The following is a 15,502-nucleotide window of genomic DNA, read 5'->3' as shown; positions in this document are numbered from 1 at the left end:
GCAGCATGAACACACGCGCTCGACTTCACCTGGCCACCGCCACGGCCGTGCTGGCGGGTAGCACCGCCTTCGCGGGCGTCGCGGCCGCCGACCCGGGGGACTCCAGCGATGTCAACGTGACCGTCGACATCCCCGCGATCCACCAGCCCGGCGTCCTGGCTCTCAGCGTCGCCGCCAACGCGGTGAACCTGACGGAGAACGGCTCCACCGCCCTGGTGCGCCAGTTCACCGGCACCCTGCCGACGGTCACCGTCACCGACACCCGCACCGCGGAGGAGGTCCCGCCCGGGGCCGCATGGGCCGTGCTCGGCACGTCCAGCAACTTCACCGGCACGGCGGGGCAGCCCGCCATCACCGCCGACCACCTCGGCTGGAAGCCGCGCCTGATCGACGGCGGCGAGACCGGCCAGGTGAGCGAGGGTGAGGAGGTCGTGACGGTGCTCGACGACCCGACGCAGCCGGGCAACAACGTCGGCCTCAAGGACCAGGAGCTGCTGGTCTCCACGTACGACTCGGCGGCGGTGGCCGGCGGCTCGTACGACGTGAACGCCGACCTGTTCCTGCGCACCCCCGCCGACGTCGCGGCCGGCTCCTACCACGCCACCCTGACGATCTCGCTGTTCGAGTAATGATCCTGTCCCGCTCGGCCCGGACCGCGGTGATGGTGCTCACCGCGGTCCTGGCCGCCCCCCTCGTCCCCACCCCAGCCGTCGCGGACCCGAGCCCGAGCCCCGCCGGCAAGCTCACCTGGACCGTCCAGCCCGCCACCGAGAGGGGGCCGGACGGCCGCCGCTGGGTCGAGCGCACCCTCGACCCGGGTCAGGTCGTCACCGAGCACATGGCCGTGCGCAACCTCGGCAAGATCCCGGCGGTCTTCGTCCTGTCGGCCGCCGACGGTTACCTCACCGACAAGGGCCGCTTCAACATGCTGCCCGCCGACCAGCCCTCCAAGGACGGTGGCACCTGGATCGCGGTGCAGCCGCAGATCACCGTCGGCGCGAACGAGACCAAGGTCGTGCCGTTCACCATCACCGTCCCGCGCGACGCCGCCCCGGGCGACCACCCGGCCGGCATCGCCGCCTCGGTGCTCAGCAGCAACGGCACCGTCCAGGTCGAGAGCCGGGTCGGGTTCCGGGTGATGCTGCGCGCCAGCGGCAGCGTGCAGGCCGCCCTGGCCGCGCGGGGCCTCACCGCCCGCTATGAGCGCTCGTGGAACCCGCTTCGCCCCGGCGCGGTCCATGTCACCTACACGCTGGTCAACACCGGCAACGTGCGGGTCGACGCCCGCGCCGGCGCCTCCGTCGCCGAGCTGTTCGGCGCGCACCGCCGCGACGCAGGCGTGGAGACGGGGGAGCTGTTGCCCGGCGGCGGCCGCGAGGCCGACACCCGCATCGGCGGCGTGTGGGGCCTGGTCCGCGTGCGAACCACGGTGGTGCTCACCCCGTCGGTGCTCGGCGATGCCGGGGCGGGCACGCGGGCGAGCCCGGCGACGGCGGAGGTGACGGCCTGGATCGTGCCCTGGCCGCAGCTCTTCGTGCTGGTGGTGCTCGTGGCGCTCTTCTTCGTCCAGCGCACCCTCCGGCGCACCCGGCGCCGTCGCTTGACCCGCCTGCTGGACGAGGCGCGGCGGGAAGGACGGGCCTCGGCACTCGCGGCGAAGTGACGATTGTTAGCGCTAACAATTGAGGTGGTCGCACCTCAAACGGGTTATTGACCCGATCCGAAGTGAGCGCTAACAATGAGATGCAGTACACCCCTCGGGAAGGAATGACCTTCAGTGGCCAATCGACGTCAGATTCTGCAGGCCTCCGCGCTCGGCGCCGCGACCATCGCCGGCGCGGGCCTGCTCGACCCTGCCTCCGCCGCCGCGGCCGTCACCGCGGCGGCCGCCGCCCCGCCCCAGCCCGGCCCGGGCGGGACCGCGCCCGTGCGCCCCTTCCAGCTGCGCGACGTGCGGCTCGGCAGCGGCGTGCTGCAGGAGAAGCGGGACCGGACCAAGGCGTTCCTGCGCGCCTACGACGAGCGCCGCTTCCTGGTGCTGTTCAACAACCAGGCCGGCCGGTCGAACCCGTCGGGGGTCAACGTCCCGGGCGGCTGGGAGGACGGCGGGCTGCTCAGCGGCCACTGGGCCGGGCACCACATGACCGCCCTCGCACAGGCGTACGCCGACCAGGGCGAGGCGGTCTACAAGTCCAAGCTCGACTGGATGGTGGGCGAGCTGGCCGCGTGCCAGGCCGCCATCACGGCCCGGATGAGCACCGGCGGCACCGGCGGCGGGGAGCAGCCCGCCCCGCAGATCGGCCGCGTGCCGGGCCGCTTCGGCAACGCGCTGAAGCTCAACGGCACCAGCAAGGCGCAGTACTGCACGCTGCCCCAGGAGGCCATCAACCAGCTCACCGACTTCACCATCGCGACCTGGATCAACCTCGCCTCCACGACCAGCTGGACCCGGCTGTTCGACTTCGGCCAGTCCACGACCGTCAACATGTTCCTGACCCCGCGGGCCGGCGCGACCGGCAACGTGCCGCGCTTCGCCATCACCGTCGGCGGGTCGGGTCAGGAGCAGCAGATCAACGGCAGCTCGGCGCTGCCCACCAACCAGTGGGTGCACATCGCGGTCACGCTGTCCGGCAAGACGGGGACGCTGTACGTCAACGCCCAGCCGGCCGGCACCAACGCCAACATGACGCTGAACCCGTCCAACCTCGGCAACCCCGGCAACCGGTGGATCGGCCGGTCGCAGTACGGCGACCCGTTCCTGGACGCGGCGATCGACGAGTTCCACATCTTCGACCGGGCGCTGAGCCAGACCGAGCTGCTGTCGATGCTGGACTCCCCGGCCGGGAGCACCGGGGGCGGCAACATCGCGTGGTACAAGTTCGACGAGGCCGACGGCACCGCGCTCAAGGACTCCTCGCCCAACGGCCGCGACGCGGGCATCGTGGCCGCCTCCACGGCCGGGCCGGCCGACTGGATCCCCACGTTCGCGGGCTACCTCGGCGCCATCCCCGAGGACGCCGTGCTGCGCCTCGGCCCGCCGCGCTGGGCGGTCTACGGCGGCAACGCCCAGACCAACACCTGGGCGCCGTGGTACACGCAGCACAAGATCATGCGCGGGCTGCTCGACGCGTACTACAACACCGACAACGCCCAGGCCCTCGAGGTCGTCACGAAGATGGCGGACTGGGCCCACCTGGCGCTCACCATCGGCGACAAGAACCACCCCGACTACAAGGGCCCGCTGACCCGCGACGACCTCAACTACATGTGGGACCTCTACATCGGCGGCGAGTTCGGCGGCGCGAACGAGATCTTCCCGGAGATCTACGCGCTCACCGGCGAGGCGAAGCACCTGGAGACCGCCAAGGCCTTCGACAACCGCGAGTCGCTCTTCGGCGCCTGCGTGGAGAACCGCGACATCCTCGTGGTCACCCCGCAGAACCGGCCCGGCCGGCGCCGTGGCGAGCGGCTGCACGCCAACACCCACGTGCCGCAGTTCATCGGATACCTGCGCGTCTTCGAGCACGGCGGCGGACAGGAGTACTTCGCCGCCGCGAAGAACTTCTACGGCATGATGGTGCCGCACCGCATGTTCGCCCACGGCGGCACGGGCGGCAACTACCCCGGCTCCAACAACAACCTCGAGCTGTTCCAGAACCGCGACAACATCGCCAACTCGGTGCCGACCAGCGGCGCGGAGACCTGCACCACGTACAACGTCATGAAGCTGGCCCGCAACCTCTTCCTGCACGAGCACGACCCGGCGTACATGGACTACTACGAGCGCGGCCTGCTCAACATGATCCCTGGGTCGCGGGCCGACACCGCCTCCACCGGCGACCCCCAGGTGACGTACTTCCAGCCGCTGGCGCCGGGGACCGTGCGCAGCTACGGCAACACCGGCACCTGCTGCGGCGGCACCGGGCTGGAGAACCACACGAAGTACCAGGAGACCATCTACCTCAAGTCCGACGACGACACCACGCTGTGGGTCAACCTCTACCTGCCGTCGACGCTGACCTGGGCCGAGAAGGGCTTCACCGTCACGCAGGCGACGACGTACCCGCGCGCGGACCAGACGAAGCTCACGATCGACGGCACCGGCCCGCTCGATCTGAAGCTGCGCGTGCCCGGGTGGTGCCGGCGCGGCTTCGCCGTCACGGTCAACGGCGTCGCACAGAGCCTGAACGCGCAGCCGGGCTCGTACGTGACGCTCAGCCGCAGCTGGAGCCGCGGCGACGTCGTCGAGATCAAGATTCCGTTCAGCATCCACATCGAGCGGGCCATCGACCGCCCTGACACCCAGGCGATCTTCTGGGGTCCGGTGCTGCTGCAGATCATGGGCAACCCGGGCAGCGGCGCCTGGCGGGAGCTGTCGCTGTACCGCTTCCTGAAGCGCGACGGCGACTACTCGCGCGCGGCGGTCACGGCCGGGGCGGTCACGGCGGCCGGCGACCAGACGTTCACCGCGGGCGGGTTCACGCTGCGGCCGTACTACATCAGTGACACCCAGGCCGCCTCGTCGTACTTCCGCCGGGTCGAGCCGACCGTCGTCTTCGGCTCGATCGACTCCGGGGTGCCCAACCGCAAACGCAACGACGGGCTGCCGAACTACGACGTCCCCGTCACCGGCGTCACGTCTCCGGGCACGGACGGCCCGACGTTCCTGGACCTACTGTGGGACCGGGCGCCGTTCGCGACCCACGGCCAGTTCATGGCGGCGGTCAACGACCTCGCGGCCCAGCTGTACACGGGGGCCGAGAAGGACGCGGTGGTGGCCGCGGCGGTCGCGGCCGAGCGCGAGCTCGCGACCGGGCCGTCGCTCAGCGTCGCCGTCGAGGCCCGCACGCAGACGATCGGCGCGACCAGGTACGTCTCGGTCAGTGCGCGCAACGACGACAGCGTGTCGCTCACCATCGAGCTGATCACGGCGTACGGTTCGCGGACGGTCGCCGGGGTGGCGCCCGGCAAGTCGGCGTACCAGTCGTTCAACTCGCGGGCCGCGTCGATCCCGGCCGGCACCGTGACCGTCAAGGCCACCGGCATCATCGATGGGCAGGCGGTGACGGCGGAGTTCTCCGCCTCATACAGCTGATGCGATCTTCCGCACCCCGGGGCCGCAGTCGCAGGCGCCCCGGGGTGCGGACCTGCCGGTCCAGGTCAAGGGCAACCAGTCCGCCCCGCCCCGCACCTGGACTCAGCGCGGTCAGGCCGACCTGCGCACCACGAGCGAGTAGTCCGTGAGCACCTCGGTCGGCGGTGTGCCACGGCCGGCGACGCGTGCTGCGAGCATGTCGACGGCCTGCTTGGCGACCTGCGCGGTGCCCGGCTCGATCGTGGTGAGCGGCGGCGTGGTGAACTCCGCCATCGCCACGTTGTCGAATCCGATGACAGCCACGTCGTCGGGCACGCGTACGCCGCGGGCCGCGAGCGTGTGGAGCGCGCCGAACGCCATCGTGTCGTTGAAGCAGAAGACCGCATCTGGCGGCTGCGGCAGGCCGAGGAGGCGCGCCATGCCGGCGGCACCGTCGCGCAGGTGCCACTCCTCGGCGGTGACGACGTGCTCGGCAGGCAGCGAAAGGCCGTTCTCGGCGAGCGTGTCGCGAAACGCATCGAGGCGCAGCGACGCGGCCGACGTGGTGGCGACCCGCGGGTTCGCGCCGATCGCGGCGATGCGGCGGTGGCCGCGGTCGATGAGGTACTGCGTCGCGAGCCGGGCCGCCTCGGTGTTGGCCATGGTGACGTGGTCGACGGGTCCGCGGAAGATCCGCTCGCCGAGGATGACGAGCCGGTCGTTGCCCGTGAGGTACCGCTCGTCGCCGGGCCCGAGCGCGTGGGGCTGGAAGATCAGGCCGTCGGAGTGCTGGCGCCGTGCGCCGGAGAGGATCGCGATCTCGATGTCGCGGCGTGCACCGGTCTGCTGGATGACGACGGTCCAGTCGTGCCGCTCGGCCTCGGTCATGATGCGCCCGGCGAGGTCGGTGAAGTAGTCGATCGTCAGGTCAGGGATGGCGAGCGTGATCGTGCCGGTTCGCCCGGTGCGCAAGCTGCGCGCTGACGTGTTCAGGCGGTAGCCGAGTTCGTCGACGGCGCGCAGCACGCGGTCACGCGTCTCGGGCCGCACCGACGTGTGCCCGGAGAGCACGTTGGACACGGTCCGGGCCGTGACGCCGGCGCGGGCGCCGACGTCGGCCATCGTGACGCTCTCGTCCTTGCGTGCCATCTGCTCACCCACTTCCGGTTGCGCAGCCGATGCGGACGGTGGCCCACGATACAGGCGGCAGCCGAAGGGCGAGCGTCCCGTCGTCGAGCCGCGTGTCCAGCGGTCGCGGCACGACGGCGTCGGGGTCGTCGGCCGTGTTCGTCGCCGTGGGGTCCGGCGCCCACAACAGCTCGGCGTGCTCGACGACGCGCGGGGCCAGCTCACGCAGGTCGAGCGCGATGTCGGTGACCGTGCTCGTCGAACGGTTGGCCAGGTGGACGAGCGCGTGGTCGCCGCCCGGGGAGACGGTCACGACGCAGGTCGCATCGGCGCCGCCCGTCGCGTCCGCCGCGGTGTCCAGCAGGGTGTCCGGCAGGGTGTCCAGCACGGTGTGGCCCGCGCTGCGGGCGACGGCGGCGAACGGGTGGAAGGTGGTCTGCCGCCATGCGGGCCGGCCGGGCTCGGCGCGGATCGGGCCGATCACGTTGACGAGCTGTGCCATCGCGGCGACGGCGACGACGTCGGCGTGGCGCAGGATGCTCTGCAGCAACGTGCCGACCACGACCGCGTCGGCGAGCGTGTACGTCTCCTCGAGGATGCGCGGCGCCTCCTCGAACACGCGGTGTGGCTCGATCTCGTCGTACGACGTGTAGTTCCACACGTTCCACTCGTCGAGGCTGATGCGGATGTCGCGCTCGCTGCGCGTCGCGGCCCGCACGTGCGCGATGGTCGCGGCGACGTCGTCGAGGAACCGGTCCAGCACGTCCGACGAGCGCAGGAACCGTGCGCGGTCGCCCTCGTCGTAGAAGTAGATGTGGCACGACAGGTGATCGACGAGGTCGATCGTGCGGGTCAACACTTCCCGCTCCCACGCGCCGAACGTGGGCATCCGCTCGTGCGAGCTGCCGACCACGACGAGCTCGAGCGCGGGGTCGAACCGGCGCATCGCGGCGGCGGTGACGGCCGCGTGCTCAGCGTAGGCGGCTGCGGAGCGGTGGCCGAGCTGCCACCGGCCGTCGGCCTCGTTGCCGAGGCACCACAGGCGCACGTCGTGCGGCTCGGGTGAGCCGTTCGCGACGCGCGCGTCGGAGAGCGTCGTGCCGCCCGGGTAGTTGGCGTATTCGAGCAGGTCGAGCGCCGAGCGTGTGTCGCCGAGGCCGAGGTTGAGCGCGAGCATCGGCTCGACGCCGGCGTGCCGGCACCAGGCCACGAACTCGTCGGTGCCGAAGATGTTCGGCTCGATGGTCTTCCAGGCGAGGTCGAGGCGGCGTGGGCGGACGTCTCGCGGGCCGACGCCGTCGCGCCAGTCGTAACCCGAGACGAAGTTCCCGCCGGGATAGCGCACCACGGTGACGCCGAGCTCGCGGACGAGCTCGAGCACGTCGCCGCGGAAGCCTTCAGGCGTCGCGGACGGGTCGTCGGGGGCGAACAGCCCGCCGTAGACGCCGCGGCCCAGGTGCTCGACGAACGAGCCGAACAGGCGCGGGTTCGCGATGCCGATCCGGCGGGCCAGCCGGAGCCTCACGGGCACGGCGGGGGTGTGGTCATCCACGTCGACGATCTACCTCTCTCGGTTGTTCATCGATGAAATTAGGCGACAGAAGTTGCAGCGTCAACGTGACCGCTGACCAAGCGGCAGTTTGCTGGAGACGCTTGACGAAAAGCTTTTCGGCGTGCAAAGTCACTGCCCTAACAGGGCCGATTCATCGATGAAACAAACCTGGGGTTCGGCGGCATCGCCGCACGGTCCATGGCGACAGGAGGAAGACAGCTCATGAGAAACGCACGCCTCGCCCGCGCGCTCGTCGCGCTGGTCGGGGCCGCAACGCTCGGCCTGGCGGCCTGCTCGTCCGGCAGTCCGAGCAGTGAGGGCTCGACCACGCTGACGGTCTGGCATTACTACAACACCGACGGACAGGTGCAGGGCCTGCAGCGGCTTGCGACCGCGTTCGAGGCCAAACACCCCGGCGTGCACGTCCAGTTCCAGTACGTGCCGGTCGAGCAGATGACGACGAAGGCGGTCACCGCCGCGGGCGCCAAGACGGGCCCCGACGTGCTGGTCTTCGGTGCCTCGGGCACCTACCCGCTGGCACAGGCCGGCGCGATCAAGCCGATGGACGACTGGTGGTCCACGTACTCCGACGCCAAGCAGTTCCCCGACGGCGTGCTGCAGAAGGTCGACGGGAAGCTGTACGGCGTCCAGGGCTACGTCAACCTGCTCGGCCTCTGGTACAACAAGGACCTGCTCGACCAGTTCGGCGCCCAGGTCCCCACCACGATTCCCGAGCTCGAGGGCGTGATGGCGAAGGCCGTCAAGGCCGGCAAGCAGGGAATAACGCTCACCGGCAAGCCGGGCCTCGAGAGCCAGTGGCAGGGCTTCCCCTGGTTCACGTCGAACGGGTTCACCTACGGCAACGCTCAGGCCGCGCCCATGGCGCAGACCTACACGATGCTCCAGGACTGGACCGCCAAGGGATACCTGTCCAAAGAGGCGGCGGCGTGGGACCAGGTGGTCCCGTTCCAGCAGTTCGCCGGCGGCTCGTCGGTGTTCGCGGTCAACGGCAACTGGCAGATCGCCGCCGCGGCCCAGGCCAAGTTCAAGTACGGCGTCGCACCTCTGCCGATCACCTCGCAGGGCGGCGTCCTGCTGGGCGGCGAGGTGCAGAACGTCGGGGCGTTCTCGAAGCACCCCGACCTGGCGAAGCAGTTCCTCGAGGACGCGTTCTTCTCGGTCGACGGCGAGCTCACGCTGCTCGACGCGTTCGGCTCGATCCCGGCGCGCGCGGACGCCGCGGCGTCCGCGAAGATCAGCGGTGACCCAGTCCTCAGCGTGTTCGGCAAGATCGTGCAGCAGCAGGGGCGCCCGTCGCCGAGCCCACAGGTGCCGTCCAAGAACGTCGACAAGGTCGAGACGCTCGTCGGCAACTCCTGGTCGAAGGCGATCTCGGGTCAGGGCAAGCCGGAACAACTCGCCAACGAGCTGATCGACCAGCTCACGCCCCTGTTGAAGGGCTGAGGTCGGATGAGTTCGAGCGTGCCCCCGGTGCCCACGCCGACGAGCACGACCGCCGCCGGTCTCTCCGCACCCGCACGGGCGCGGAGAGGCCGGCGCCACGGCCGCACCGTCGACCGTCGTATCGCCCTGGCGACTCCCGCAGGCGCCCTGTTGCTCGCGCTGGCCGTCTGGCCGCTCGTACAGCTCGGCAGCATGAGCCTGCACGCGGTGAGTGCGGCGACCCTCAACTCCGACTGGGACCTCGTCGGTCTCGACAACTACGCGGCGATGCTGCGCGAGCGTGACTTCGGTCAGGTCCTGGCCAACACGTTGGCGTTCGTCATCATCGTGACCGCGATCGGGATGGTCGGCGGCTTCATGGTCGCCGTCGCCGTCTTGTCGTCGACCCGCGGTGGCTCCTTCCTGCTCGGTCTGATGGTGTTCGTCTGGGCGTTGCCACCGGTCGTCAACGGATCGATCTGGAAGTTCCTCCTGGCTGACCAGGGCCTGGTCAACCAGATCCTCCGAACCCTCGGCGGTCACGGGGTGGGGTTCCTCTACGACTCCGATCTCGCCCTGTGGTCGGTCGCGCTGGTCAATGCCTGGGCAGTCGTGCCGTTCAACGCACTGGTTCTGCGCGCGGCGCTGCTCGGCGTCGACCCGCAGGTGCTGGAGGCCGCGGAGCTCGACGGGGCGCGGCCGTGGAAGCGGGTATGGCATGTGCTGATGCCCGCGGGCCGCACCGCGGCGACCGTACTCACGATCCTGACGATCGTGTACGCCTTCCGCAGCTTCGACTTCATCTACGTCATGACGTCCGGCGGACCGGGAACGGCATCCACGACGCTGCCGTTTCTCGCGTACTCCGAAGCGTTCTTGACACTCGACTACGGACGGGGGGCCGCGACGGCGCTCATCGCGCTCGCCGTTGTCGTCGTGCTCGCGCTGATCTACTCCCGCGACGTCCGCCGAACCGAAGGGGAGGCATGATCCGCCGCCGCGAGCCGGTCGCCTTCTCGTTCCGCTCCGTGCTCTATGTGCTCTACGGGCTTCCGTTGCTGTGGATCGTCCTCACGTCGCTCAAGAGCCAGGGCGAGGTGCTGTCGAGTCAGGCCTCGATCATGTTCCATCCGACGCTCGAGGCGTACCGCGCCGCCATCGCTGATCCGGCGCTCGGTGCCGCTGTTCGTCAGTCGGCGACCGTGGCGATCGGCACGACGGCCGTGTGCCTCGCGTTCGCGACGCCCGCCGCGTACGCGCTCGCCAGAGCGCGAAGCGCGATCGTCGTGCCGGCGCTCGTCCTTCTCGTCGTCCTCCAGATGGTGCCGCAGACCGCGAATCTCATCCCGCTGTTCTGGCTGCTGTCGAAGTGGGGACTGCTCGACTCGACGCTCGGCCTCGTGCTCGCGGACGCGGCCATGTTCCTTCCGTGGGCGATCCTGCTGCTGCGCCCGTTCTTCGGGCAGATCCCGACCGCCATCGAAGAGGCCGCACGCGTCGACGGTGGCTCCACGATCCGCACGTTCTGGTCGGTGGCGCTGCCGCTCGCCCGGAACGGGATCCTCACCGTGTCCTCGGTGATCTTCCTCGTCTCGTGGGGCGAGTTCCTCTATGGCATGACGTTCATGCTCTCGCCCGAGAAGTACCCGCTGTCGTCGCTGATCGCGGTGCAGTCCGGCGCTTACGGCGCGGACTGGCCGGCGATGATGGCGTTCGCCGTCGTCTCCGCGGTGCCTGTGCTCGTGGTGTACGTGGCCAGCCTGCGGCTGCTGTCCTCGGGTCTGACCATGGGCGCGGTCAAATAGCCGCGACACCGCGCCGGTGTCGGCGCGGTGTCGCTGCCGGGAAGCCGACGTCGACGAGCTTCCCGCGCACCGGGCCGCGCGCCGGCGACCGTCCAGTTGGCCGGCTCCTGCCGACAGCGGCGGGTTGACGTCGTCGATGCTGCTCGGGCTCGCCGGATACCGCATCGGCGGTACGCAGGGCCCGGCTGCGGCGACCGCGGTATGTGCGATCACCGTGGTTGGCCGACGACGTGGGACGGGTCTGGTCGCGACAGTGGAGGCGTTCTGCTCCACCGTGGTGACGAAGGGACCTGCTCCATGTCTGTGCTGGCACGCTGGTGCGTCAGGCACCGCAAGACCGTCTTCGCCGGCTGGCTGCTGGTGGTGGTGGGCCTGCTCGCGCTGGTGATCGTCGGCGGGACGGCGTTCAAGACCTCTGCCGAGATGCCCGACAGCCAGTCGTCGAAGGCGTATGCGCTGCTCGCTCGGGTGTCCGGCGGTGCGGGCGAGGCGACGACCGCAGGCAGGGTCGCATGGCACGCGACGGCTGGTTCGGTGACGTCGGCGCAGGTGCGACAGCAGATCGATGGTCTGCTGGACGAGGTCGGTAGGCAGCCGGGCGTGGTCTCCGTGGTGAGTCCGTACGGCGAGGCCGGCGCTCGACAGGTGGCACCGTCCGCGAACACGGCGTATGCCCAGGTGATCCTGCGCTCCGACGCAGACGTCGCCGGCGTCGAGCAGGTCCTGGACCGGGCTGCGCTCAAAGGAGTGGAGCTGACCTACGGCGGCACCGCGTTCGACCACCAGCCGCAGCCGAGCCACGGCGGTGAGGCCGTCGGCCTGGTCGTGGCGCTGGTGCTGCTGATGCTGATGTTCCGGTCGTGGTGGGCGTCGTGGCTGCCGCTCATCACCGGGATCGCCGGCGTGGTCGTGTCACTGCTGCTCGTCGTGGTCGCCTCGCACGTCGTCACGCTGGATGCGACGTCGATCACCATGGCGTCGATGATGGGTCTGGCCGTCGGCATCGACTATGCGCTGTTCATCGTCAACCGCACCCGCAAAGGGCTGCTCGCCGGTCATTCGGTCGCGGATGCGGTGGTCCGGGCGGCCGACACCTCCGGCCGGGCGGTGGTCTTCGCCGGGCTGACGGTCATCGTGGCGCTGGCCGGGATCCGGGTCGTCGGCATGGGGGTGCTCACCGGCATGGGCGAGGCCGCCGCGGTGACGGTGGCGTGCACGGTGCTGGCCGCCTTGACGTTGCTGCCGGCGTTGCTGGGCACGCTGGGGGTGAAGGTGCTGTCGAAGCGGCAGCGCGCGCAGCTGGCCGAGGGTGTCGTCGAGGACCACCGGCCGGGCGGACTCGCCGCCGGGTGGGCCCGTCTGGTCCAGCGGGCGCCGTGGCTGGTGGTTCCGCTCGCGCTGGTGGCGGTCATGGTGCTCGCGGCGCCGGTCCTGCAGATGCGTGTCGGTGACACCGACGCGAGCAGCGACCCGTCCGGGTCGCGGTCGCACCGGTACGCCGTGATGACGTCGACCGCGTTCGGCGCGGGCTTCGACAACCCGCTCGTCGTCGCGGCGAGCACTCCCGACGCCCGGTCGAAGCAGGCGTTCGCGCAGCTGGCCGACCGGCTCGCCGGGGTGCCCGGTGTGGTCGCGGTGACTCCGGTGAGCGCGTCGGCGGACGGCACGGCCGGTATGACGACGATCGTCCCCGCCGGCAGCGCGCAGGCCGCGGAGACGGCGGACCTGATCGAGCGTCTGCGTGGTGACGTCATCCCGTCAGCGGAAGCCGGGACCGGCCTGCGCGTCTACGTCGGTGGGAAGGCGGCCTCGAGTCAGGACCTGGCCGACGCGCTGATGGGCAGGCTTCCGCTGTACCTGGGCATCATCGCGGTTCTCGGGTTCCTGCTGCTGGCGGTGGCGTACCGCAGCTTCCTGGTGCCGCTGGTGGGGGCGTTGAGCAACATCACGAGCATCCTGGTCGGCCTCGGCGCCATCACGGCCGTGTTCCAGTTCGGCTGGGGCAGCGAGCTGATGCGGGTCGGCTCCGGTGGGCCGATCATGTACATCGTCCCCGTGATGATCGTCGGGATCGTGTTCGGTCTGTCGATGGACTATCAGGTGTTCCTGGTCAGCCGGATGCATGAGGAGTGGAGGCACACCGGCGACAACCGCCGGGCCGTGCGGGTCGGCGTGAGCGAGACCGGCCGGGTCATCGCCACCGCTGCGCTGATCATGGTCGGTGTGTTCGCCTCCTTCGCGTTCGGTGGCCAGCGGATCGTCGCTGCGATCGGCGTCGGCCTGGCGGTCGCCGTGCTGATCGACGCCTTTGTCGTGCGGATGACCCTCGTCCCGGCGCTGATGACGGTGCTCGGCCGGTACAACTGGTGGTATCCGCGCTGGGCGGAGAAGGTCACGCCGCATGTGGCGGTCGAGGGCGCCCCGGAGACGCAGCCGGCACAAGAACGGGAGCCGGCCGCCGTCGGATGAGTTCAGTACGGGGTGCCCGGACATGCGTCCCGTGTCCGGGCACCCCACCGTCAGCGGATGATGGAACCGACCGAATGACCAGGGAAGGCATTGCACGTGACGATCCGCGTCCTCCTCGCCGACGACCAGGCGCTGCTACGGGCCACCTTCCGGCTGCTGCTGGACGCCGCCGCGGACATCGAGGTCGTCGCCGAGGCCTCCACGGGCGACGAGGCCGTCGCGAAGGCGTTGCAGACCGGCCCTGACGTCGTCCTGATGGACATCCGGATGCCCGGCAGCGACGGCATCGCCGCCACTGGTCGGATCGCCGGGGCGCAGAGCCTGGCCGGCACCCGGGTACTCATCCTCACCACGTTCGAGACCGACGAGCACGTCCTTGCCGCGCTGCGCGCCGGGGCCAGCGGCTTTCTCGGCAAGGGGGTCGACCCCGCCGACCTCCTGCAGGCGATCCGCACTGTCGCCGCGGGTGAGTCGTTGCTGTCGCCGGCCGCGACGACCGCGCTGATCGGCCGGTTCCTCACGATGCCGGACCAGGCCACCGCCGGCGCCGACGCCCGCTTGGCCGACCTCACCACGAGAGAGCGGGAGATCGTCGCGCTGGCCGGCACGGGACTGTCGAACGACGAGATCGGCCGGCGGCTGTCGATCAGCGCCGCGACCGCCAAGACACACGTCAACCGCGCCATGATGAAGATCGGCGCGCGCGACCGCGCCCAGCTCGTGGTGTTCGCCTACGAGACGGGCCTCGTCACGCCGGGACGGAGCTGACCGTGCGCGGGTTGCGGGCCGGCGGGCTCTCGCTGGTGGTCGTGCTGATCGGTCTGGCGCAGATCGCCTACGGCCACGGCCCCGGGTTGTTCAAGCCGACGATTCCCCAGCTCGTGCTCGTGCTGGTTGGGGCCGGGGCGCTGCTGGTGCGGCAGCGCCACCCTCGCGCGGTCGTGGTCGTCACGGTGCTGTGCGGGGCGGCCCTGCCGGCGTTCCCGCCGCACCTCGTGCTGGCGGACGTGCCGACCATGGTGGCGTTGTACACCCTCGCGCTGCGGGCCGGACGGCGCACCGCGGCGGCGTACGGTGCCGTCGCCGTGCTGCTGCTCACCGGCAGCTCCATGTGGTGGCTTCCGGGGCATCTCTTCGACATCCGCAACCTCCTGCCGCTGAACTACATCGCTGCCGCGGTCGCGATCGGCGACTCGGTGCGCAACCAGCGCACGCTCCTGACCCAGGAACGCCGCCGGGCGGCAGAGGCCGAACGGGACAGTGAAACGGAGGCCCGCCGGCAGGTGCGCGAGGAGCGCGTCCGTATCGCCCGCGACCTCCACGACGTCGTCGCTCACCACATCACCCTGGTCAACGCACAGGCCGGCGTCGCACACCACCTGCTGCGCACCGATCCGGACCGCGCCTACCAGGCCCTCGCCGGCATCAAGGAGACCAGCCGGGCGGCCCTGGACGAGCTACGGGCGACGGTCGGCCTGCTGCGGGCCGACGACGAGCCGGACGACCGGCAACCGGCACCCACCTTCGCCGGGCTCGACGCGTTGCTGGACGGGTTCCGCCAGGCCGGGCTCGAAGTCCGCCTGACCCGCGCCGGCGCTCCGCGACCGCTCACCGGCACCGCCGACCTCGCCGCCTACCGGATCGTGCAGGAGGCACTGACCAACGCCCGCAAGCACGGTGGCGGGGGAGCCGTGGACCTGGACGTCAGGTACAACGAGGACACACTCGACATCACGCTCGCCAATCCGGCGCAGCCGGGCGTGCAAGGACCGGGCACGGGCCACGGCATGATCGGCATGCGGGAACGCGCCGAGTCGGCCGGCGGCCGGTTCACGGCCGGCATGATCACCGGGAGGTTCGTTGTTCACGTCAGCCTGCCGTTGGCGGCGGACTGACCCGGCGGGCAAGCCGCGCACCATCCATTCCTGCCGTCCGCACCGGCGACCTGCAACCGGACGATCCCGGCCCGACGGGGCACCGGCCGCACCTACGCCCGCCGTCGGCGACCGCCCGGGCCAGTCGGTAAACCGC

Annotated in this window: 11 protein-coding genes; 9 read left to right on the top strand and 2 right to left on the bottom strand. The window is 70.7% G+C overall.

The genetic code is table 11. The features are described 5' to 3' along the window. Window positions 1-5: 5 nt before the first annotated feature. The 3 genes from ACQEVZ_RS07575 (at window position 6) to ACQEVZ_RS07565 (ending at window position 5,095) form a co-directional block, all read left to right on the top strand. Window positions 6-629, top strand: coding sequence for a hypothetical protein (locus ACQEVZ_RS07575; protein WP_354899322.1), 624 nt, complete (start codon window positions 6-8; stop codon window positions 627-629). Then, window positions 629-1,663, top strand: a complete 1,035-nt coding sequence (locus ACQEVZ_RS07570; protein ID WP_433363141.1) for a COG1470 family protein — start codon at window positions 629-631, stop codon at window positions 1,661-1,663. Before ACQEVZ_RS07575 ends, ACQEVZ_RS07570 begins: the two co-directional genes overlap by 1 nt. Before the next feature lie 114 nt (window positions 1,664-1,777). After that, entirely contained in the window at window positions 1,778-5,095 is a 3,318-nt protein-coding gene (locus ACQEVZ_RS07565) for a beta-L-arabinofuranosidase domain-containing protein (RefSeq protein WP_433363139.1), read from the top strand. Window positions 5,096-5,206: 111 nt separating this feature from the next. Here ACQEVZ_RS07565 and ACQEVZ_RS07560 read toward each other — a convergent pair whose 3' ends face one another. Both ACQEVZ_RS07560 and ACQEVZ_RS07555 read right to left on the bottom strand, forming a co-directional pair. Beyond that, window positions 5,207-6,223, bottom strand: a complete 1,017-nt coding sequence (locus ACQEVZ_RS07560; RefSeq protein ID WP_433363136.1) for a LacI family DNA-binding transcriptional regulator — start codon at window positions 6,221-6,223, stop codon at window positions 5,207-5,209. A 4-nt stretch (window positions 6,224-6,227) separates the two neighbouring features. Then, window positions 6,228-7,733: an alpha-N-arabinofuranosidase gene (locus ACQEVZ_RS07555; protein ID WP_433363133.1), complete on the bottom strand. Its 1,506-nt coding sequence runs from the start codon at window positions 7,731-7,733 to the stop codon at window positions 6,228-6,230. A gap of 243 nt (window positions 7,734-7,976) precedes the next feature. On the opposite strand from ACQEVZ_RS07555, the gene ACQEVZ_RS07550 reads away from it, so the two are divergent. The 6 genes from ACQEVZ_RS07550 to ACQEVZ_RS07525 all read left to right on the top strand — a co-directional run bounded on the left by ACQEVZ_RS07550 (window position 7,977) and on the right by ACQEVZ_RS07525 (window position 15,366). Next, entirely contained in the window at window positions 7,977-9,218 is a 1,242-nt protein-coding gene (locus tag ACQEVZ_RS07550; protein WP_433363130.1) for a sugar ABC transporter substrate-binding protein, read from the top strand. 27 nt (window positions 9,219-9,245) lie between these two features. Beyond that, window positions 9,246-10,187, top strand: a complete 942-nt coding sequence (locus ACQEVZ_RS07545) for a carbohydrate ABC transporter permease (protein ID WP_433363127.1) — start codon at window positions 9,246-9,248, stop codon at window positions 10,185-10,187. Next, a complete protein-coding gene (locus ACQEVZ_RS07540; RefSeq protein WP_433363124.1) occupies window positions 10,184-11,002 on the top strand; it encodes a carbohydrate ABC transporter permease in 819 nt (272 codons plus the stop codon). Before ACQEVZ_RS07545 ends, ACQEVZ_RS07540 begins: the two co-directional genes overlap by 4 nt. A gap of 297 nt (window positions 11,003-11,299) precedes the next feature. Further along, the gene (locus tag ACQEVZ_RS07535) at window positions 11,300-13,471 is read left to right on the top strand and encodes an MMPL family transporter (RefSeq protein WP_433363121.1); all 2,172 of its coding nucleotides are present in this window, start codon (window positions 11,300-11,302) and stop codon (window positions 13,469-13,471) included. Window positions 13,472-13,567: 96 nt separating this feature from the next. Next, a complete protein-coding gene (locus ACQEVZ_RS07530) occupies window positions 13,568-14,239 on the top strand; it encodes a response regulator (protein ID WP_433363118.1) in 672 nt (223 codons plus the stop codon). Window positions 14,240-14,241: 2 nt separating this feature from the next. Beyond that, window positions 14,242-15,366 (top strand): sensor histidine kinase, encoded by a 1,125-nt coding sequence (locus tag ACQEVZ_RS07525; RefSeq protein ID WP_433363115.1) that lies wholly within the window; start codon window positions 14,242-14,244, stop codon window positions 15,364-15,366. The last annotated feature ends 136 nt before the right edge of the window (window positions 15,367-15,502 follow it).

Origin of the sequence: Dactylosporangium sp. CA-152071 (assembly GCF_050936335.1) — a bacterium.
In the GTDB taxonomy this organism is placed as follows: domain Bacteria; phylum Actinomycetota; class Actinomycetes; order Mycobacteriales; family Micromonosporaceae; genus Dactylosporangium; species Dactylosporangium maewongense.
The sequence above is the reverse complement of the archived record's forward strand: the minus strand, read 5'-3'. Positions and strand labels throughout refer to the sequence as shown.

Excerpts from the sequence above, each read along its gene's own strand:
- ACQEVZ_RS07550 (WP_433363130.1), top strand. The coding sequence starts at position 7,977 with ATGAGAAACGCACGCCTCGCCCGCGCGCTCGTCGCGCTGGTCGGGGCC.
- ACQEVZ_RS07535 (WP_433363121.1), top strand. The coding sequence starts at position 11,300 with ATGTCTGTGCTGGCACGCTGGTGCGTCAGGCACCGCAAGACCGTCTTC.
- ACQEVZ_RS07560 (WP_433363136.1), bottom strand. The coding sequence starts at position 6,223 with ATGGCACGCAAGGACGAGAGCGTCACGATGGCCGACGTCGGCGCCCGC.
- ACQEVZ_RS07575 (WP_354899322.1), top strand. The coding sequence starts at position 6 with ATGAACACACGCGCTCGACTTCACCTGGCCACCGCCACGGCCGTGCTG.
- ACQEVZ_RS07570 (WP_433363141.1), top strand. The coding sequence starts at position 629 with ATGATCCTGTCCCGCTCGGCCCGGACCGCGGTGATGGTGCTCACCGCG.
- ACQEVZ_RS07540 (WP_433363124.1), top strand. The coding sequence starts at position 10,184 with ATGATCCGCCGCCGCGAGCCGGTCGCCTTCTCGTTCCGCTCCGTGCTC.